4 protein-coding genes are annotated in these 5,521 nt (G+C 55.0%); 1 reads left to right on the forward strand and 3 read right to left on the reverse strand.

Annotated elements, in window-relative coordinates; translation table 11 throughout:
- Positions 1-149: 149 nt before the first annotated feature.
- The 3 genes from WA354_RS03310 to WA354_RS03320 all read right to left on the reverse strand — a co-directional run bounded on the left by WA354_RS03310 (position 150) and on the right by WA354_RS03320 (position 4,314).
- Positions 150-491 (reverse strand): hypothetical protein, encoded by a 342-nt coding sequence (locus WA354_RS03310; RefSeq protein WP_472811588.1) that lies wholly within the window; start codon positions 489-491, stop codon positions 150-152.
- Positions 492-917: 426 nt separating this feature from the next.
- Positions 918-2,090, reverse strand: coding sequence for a DNA polymerase III subunit beta (gene dnaN / locus WA354_RS03315; protein ID WP_472811589.1), 1,173 nt, complete (start codon positions 2,088-2,090; stop codon positions 918-920).
- A gap of 286 nt (positions 2,091-2,376) precedes the next feature.
- On the reverse strand, positions 2,377-4,314 hold the full coding sequence (locus tag WA354_RS03320) for a PP2C family protein-serine/threonine phosphatase (protein ID WP_472811590.1): 1,938 nt from the start codon (positions 4,312-4,314) through the stop codon (positions 2,377-2,379).
- Positions 4,315-4,905: 591 nt separating this feature from the next.
- On the opposite strand from WA354_RS03320, the gene WA354_RS03325 reads away from it, so the two are divergent.
- The coding region (locus WA354_RS03325) for an alpha/beta fold hydrolase (RefSeq protein ID WP_472811591.1) at positions 4,906-5,521 on the forward strand (616 nt) is incomplete at its 3' end.

Here is a 5,521-nt window from a genome sequence, read left to right on the forward strand (position 1 = left end):
TCAACTTGCGAACTGCCCGCAATGGATGATCCTGAGGCACACGCTGCTCCAACGATATATAGCTGAACATACCGTCCTGATCCCGCTCGTCTCCACGCATGTCTGTTAGACGAATGGCTGCCAACCTCCGACGCCAATAGGTACCTATTTCAACAAGTTCCTAGGAAGTCTGCAGTAATTTCAGCAGCTGATTTCTCGACCGAAAGAGAAGTCGCGAAGCGTTTCCTCTTTACAGCCGTGGGCTCGTAATTTCCTAAATCGATCTTGAAGTCTTCATTCAGTATCGAATTGTCTTCTCTCGACAGGGCTTGTGCTTCCTGTCCAATAATTGTCCGCGACTTCGAGTATGTAACAACGGTAGGAATATTCGTAGCGCCGTTTAGTTCAACCATGGGCAGTGCATGAACAATTAGCTCTGATTCAGCCATCATTTTCCCGTCTTGAAATGTGTGACCATTAGACTTCACATCGGTGAGCTTTGCAACGACCACTGACTTAACCGCTCTCGGTCCGCTGTCATTTTGTTACATTTTCGGCAGTGGTTGAAGCCGAATGCAACCGCGTTTTAGGATGACATCAGGAACTGAAAATCTCGCAGTCACCAGATGTTCAAAAAAGACGCTCTCCTTAAGGGACCCTCACGCGTTAAAACGGCGTGGATTCAGCACGAAAATTCTAGTATTCATAATGCGGTACTCTAATGCCTAATGTTTCGAAAACTCCGCGATGCAGAGGAAAAAACACTACCATCTATGTTACTGAAAATAAATATGTTGATGATACATTGGAGATCTAAAGAGGGTAATTAATTCACTGAATCTATGGAGTTTTTTCAAATCTACAACTTTTGGAAACAAGCAAAAGTTGGCCGTTTGGCCAATATTTGCTCGTTTTTGCAGGAGTTGACGGCAGCTCCTTCAGATCCGCATCGGCATGAGCACATACCGCGAGCGATACTCCGCGTCGGGATCTTCGGGGCGCATCTGGCCGGCGCTCTGCGAATCCTTGAACTCCAGCCGCACCTCGCCCTCGTTGCCCAGCGCCTTCAGGAAATCGATGATGTAGGTCGAGTTGAAGCCGACTACGATCGGATCGCCCGAGTATGGAGTGTCTATGGTGTCTTCGCTCTCGCCGCTCTCGGTCGATTGCGAACTGATCTTGAGTTCGTTGCCCTCAAGACGCAGCCTGATCGCCCCGGAGCGCTCATCGGCAAACTGCGCCACACGCTGGATGGCGCTAGAAAGTTCGCTTGAACGCACGACTGCGAACTTGGTGTTGTCGCGCGGCATCACCGCCTCATAGTTGGGGAACTGCCCAGACAACCGCCGCGTGCTCAGAGTGCGATGTCCCACCTTAAAGAACAGTGTGTGCTCGTCGTCGGCGAATTCCACCTTCTCGACGTCGGTGTTCGAAAGTAGACCCTGCAGTTCCTGCAGCGCCTTGCGCGGAATGAGCACGCGTTTTTCGCCGCTGATGCCTTCCATGGCTTCGCCGGGCTTCTCGACAAACGAAAGCCGATGCCCGTCAGTGGCCACCATGGCAATCGATTCCGCCTTCAGCACAAGCAGAGCGCCATTCAAGGTGTAGCGCGATTCTTCATTGGAGATCGCGAAAATTGTGCGAGCAATCAGCGTCTTCAACGCCACCGCTGGAATGCTCGTGACCGAGACAGCTGGGAATTCAGGCACTTGTGGATAGTTTGCGCGGGCCATGCCAACCATCTTGGTGTTGGAGCGGCCGGAGCGAATCTGGACCCAGTGATTTTCGAGCAGCTTGATGGAGATGTCGCCATCAGGAAGCAGCTTGATGTAGTCGTAAAGCTTGCGTGCGGGAATGGTGCATGAACCGGGCTTCTTCACCTTCACTGAGGCGCTGGTCCTGATCGCCTGGTCCAAGTCGGTCGCGGTAATGTTCAGCCGGTCACCCTCGGCCTCGATCAGGAAATTAGACAAGATGGGAATCGTCGTCTTGCGCTCGACCACGCTTTGCGTCGCGGTGAGTTCCTTCACCAGTTCCTGGCGGCTTACGGTAATCTCCATCGTTGCCCCCTGTGCTGCCGGCTTCTCTACTTCGGTTTCCACAATCGGCATAGTTCCCACCCCATCTTGGTTGCCATCGCACCCCGCGACCGGCAAACCAGGCCCCCAATTTACGTCCGCCCGCGCGATCTACGCCCTAAAGCCCGCTTGGCCCAGCCTACACTACCGTCGCTACGGCGCGAAACCGCTGCTGTTTGTTGCCTTTGATTGTATGCATCTTCACAAAAAGGGTGCGTGGAAAACCCGTCAACATCTCTTGGAATCCCAGGGTACTGCGATGTTGACGGAGAGAAAGATAAACTTCCCGATCTGGCGCGGCCTGAATCTACTTTCTCCTTTACTGCTTTAACCGCGCAAGGGTCAGCACCGTAATGTCATCTTCTTGCCCAAATTTCAGCGCGGCCCCCGCAATCGACTCCGCCGTCTGCGCGCTGATCGCCCTCACCCGCTCAAATCCGAACAGTTCACCCATCTTGTCTGTCGCCTCCAGCACCCCATCAGATAGCAGCGTCAACTGGTCACCGGGTTCCAGGTGGAATGAACATTCTTTGTATGTTTCCTCCGGCGAGATCCCCAGCGGCAGATCTGAACTCACCTGTAACTCTTCGCCATTCCGGTACGGCGGCAGATGCCCGGCGTTCGCCAGTGTTACCTCTCCCTGCTCTGTGACCCGCGCGCAGATGCAGGTGATAAATCCGCCGTCCTGCGTCTCGGACTGTTGGCGATTCAGGCGCGTCAGCACCGCTCCTGGTCCCAGTCCTTCCGCGGCTAAAGCGCGCAGCGCACCCAGCGCCAGCGTGCCGGTCATCGCCGCCTTCAACCCTTTGCCGCTCACATCCCCGACCACCACCAACTGTGCGCCGTCACTCTGCGCAAAAACCTGGTAGAAGTCCCCTCCCACTTCCTGCGCGGGAAAATAGGCAGCCTCAATCACATATCCATTCACCTGGGGCAGCTTCGCTGGAACCAGCCGTTGCTGGATCTCCCTGGCCGCCTCCAGTTCCGCGGCACCCCGAGCCTGCTCCCGGCTCACTTTGGTAAACCGAAAGAACATAACTATGCCGATTGCCAGCACAAACAAAAAGTCGCTCAGATCGGAAATCTGCAGTGGAATGGGACCAACCTGGATAGGGTTGGCGAGAAAGTCCGCTTTGCCCCAACCGGTGTCGAGGGACGCGGTCCCGATATCAAACAGCGCTGTGGCCGCAGCCGGAAACAAGCTGGGTAAAATCAGCCACCCTGCCTCGCGGTTTCCTCGGCGGTACCACACCAGCAGCAGCACCGGGAGCATCAGGGCCGCCGGTAATATCAGCGCCGCTTCCAATGAGACATACAGCTGATTTGAAATGGCGCCCGGTACTTGAAGGAATGCAAGAATCGGCATTGGTATTAACGCGATCTCATACGCTCGCCAAAATCGCCCCACACGTCGTCCCGCAAAGCTGAACGTAAACTCAATCTGCATGATCGTGAAAAAGTAGATCAACGGATCAGCAATCAGGGTATTGATGGCAATTGGCACCAGGCCAGAGGTTGCGCAAAATAGCAAGCCATTCGACATTCCAAGGAGAAAAAGATAAAGGCCTAACCACAGGTATTCTTTGCGGGCACGCTGGCTCCTGTGCAGCGCAAATGCCCCGATGCTGGCTAGGATCAGCAGCAGATTAATCGCGATGGAAGGAATGGCTGCGTAAAGCCTCTGGCTCTCCATCGCCAACCGCTCATTGTCGATTGCTCCGGGGGTTCCCACGTCCACCGTCAGGAATAGGGGCAGATGCCATAACGTGTACATCGTCGGTGCATGTGTCCGCAAAGCGACGGTGATGTCGTTATCCTCATCGCGTGGCATGACGATTTCTTCCGTCGGCCGCGTTACACCCCACATCGACTTCAGTTCGGCATCGTCCGCCTTTTCCCCGTTTAGATACACCTCATACGTCCCGGCGCCCCCTGCAATCAAGATGTGTACATGCTCGTGTCCCGGCTCAAGTTTGAAGTGCAGCCGATACCAACGCCACCCCGGTTCAGCCCCACCCAGATCATCCAACTCAACAACCTTCCATCCGTTGTCATTAAATCCCGGTTGCGCCCACGCCAGGTCATCACCATCGTGCTCACGCCAGCCTTCGTTCAGTGTCACTGTACCCGAGTGCCAGCGCGTAGCATCGATCACCTGCCCCAGCGCGGTCGTCGCAATCAGACAAAGCCACGCGAACACCCATCCGATGCGCAATTCCCGACACCGCCGCGTAATCATCAGCACAGTATCAGCCAACCTCCGGTTCCCGCGCGATCTGATCACTGGATTCGAATAGGGAGCCTCAGTCTACCGAACGGTTCCCCTGAGCAGCAATCCGCATTCTGCTGGTTACAAACAGCCCACCGCTCGCGACTGCGACGGTTATAGGTATTTCCTTTGTTTAATTAATAAAAGAACCCGTAGTAACCGTAGTTCACTTCGGAAAAGTGGAAAGCTGGCTCATCTCATTGAGAGTCTTCCGCTTTGCTATCTCCCAGAATTTCCAAAACTCGCCTGTGCATCTCCGGACATTTGGAAAACAGGCTCGGCACAACTCCTACGCGACCCTTGTTTCCCACCATTCCCACAGTCCTCACTGGAAGCCCTGTGAAAACCTTGCCCTTTGTCTGTAATAAGCGTCCCCACCCACATCAATCCAGCACTTCCACGTGACACGTCCTCCACACCTGACGCGTCTTCCATAACCTTCACAGCACCCCAAATTTTGAGTGGAAAAAACGAACAGAATCGGCACAACTGTTGGTTAGGCTGGCCCCGGTTGTGTCATGGAGCTTGGATGCGCATATCCCCGGCACATGCCGGCATGTAGCATCTATTCAAACTGCGATGAGTTTTCAGCGGCACACATTCAACCACAACAGTCTCACCCTGTCCTATCTCGACACTGGATCTTCGCCTGCTTCCATCAGCCGGCCGCCGCTCCTCTGCCTGCACGCTCACCTGATGCAGGGATCGACCTATACAGGGCTGGCTGAAGCGCTCGCGCCCGACTACCGAATCATTGCTCTCGACCAGCGAGGCCATGGCGACTCCAGCCACGCCGCTACCTATACTCGCGAAGACTACCTCGGCGATATCGAAGCTCTTCTCGCACTACTGGACTTGCCGCAGGCCGTTCTCCTTGGTAACTCGCTTGGCGGCGTCAATGCTTACCAGTTTGCCGCACGCCACCCCGATCGCGTTCGCGCCCTTATCATCGAAGACATCGGCGCCGCGGTCACCGACGACATCAGCTTCGTCCTTCCCTGGCAGGGGGTGTTCCCTACGCTTAAAGAACTCGAAGCAAGGATCGACGAACGCTTTGTTCCCTATTTGAGCGACTCCTTCCGCGAATCCCGCAATGGATGGCATCTCGCCTTCGATCCGCAAGATATGGTTCGGTCGCAGCAAAACCTTGTGGGCGACCACTGGTCCGATTGGCTCGCTTCCGACTGCCGTGCGC

The organism is Occallatibacter sp. (assembly GCF_049802275.1).
GTDB lineage: Bacteria > Acidobacteriota > Terriglobia > Terriglobales > Acidobacteriaceae > Telmatobacter.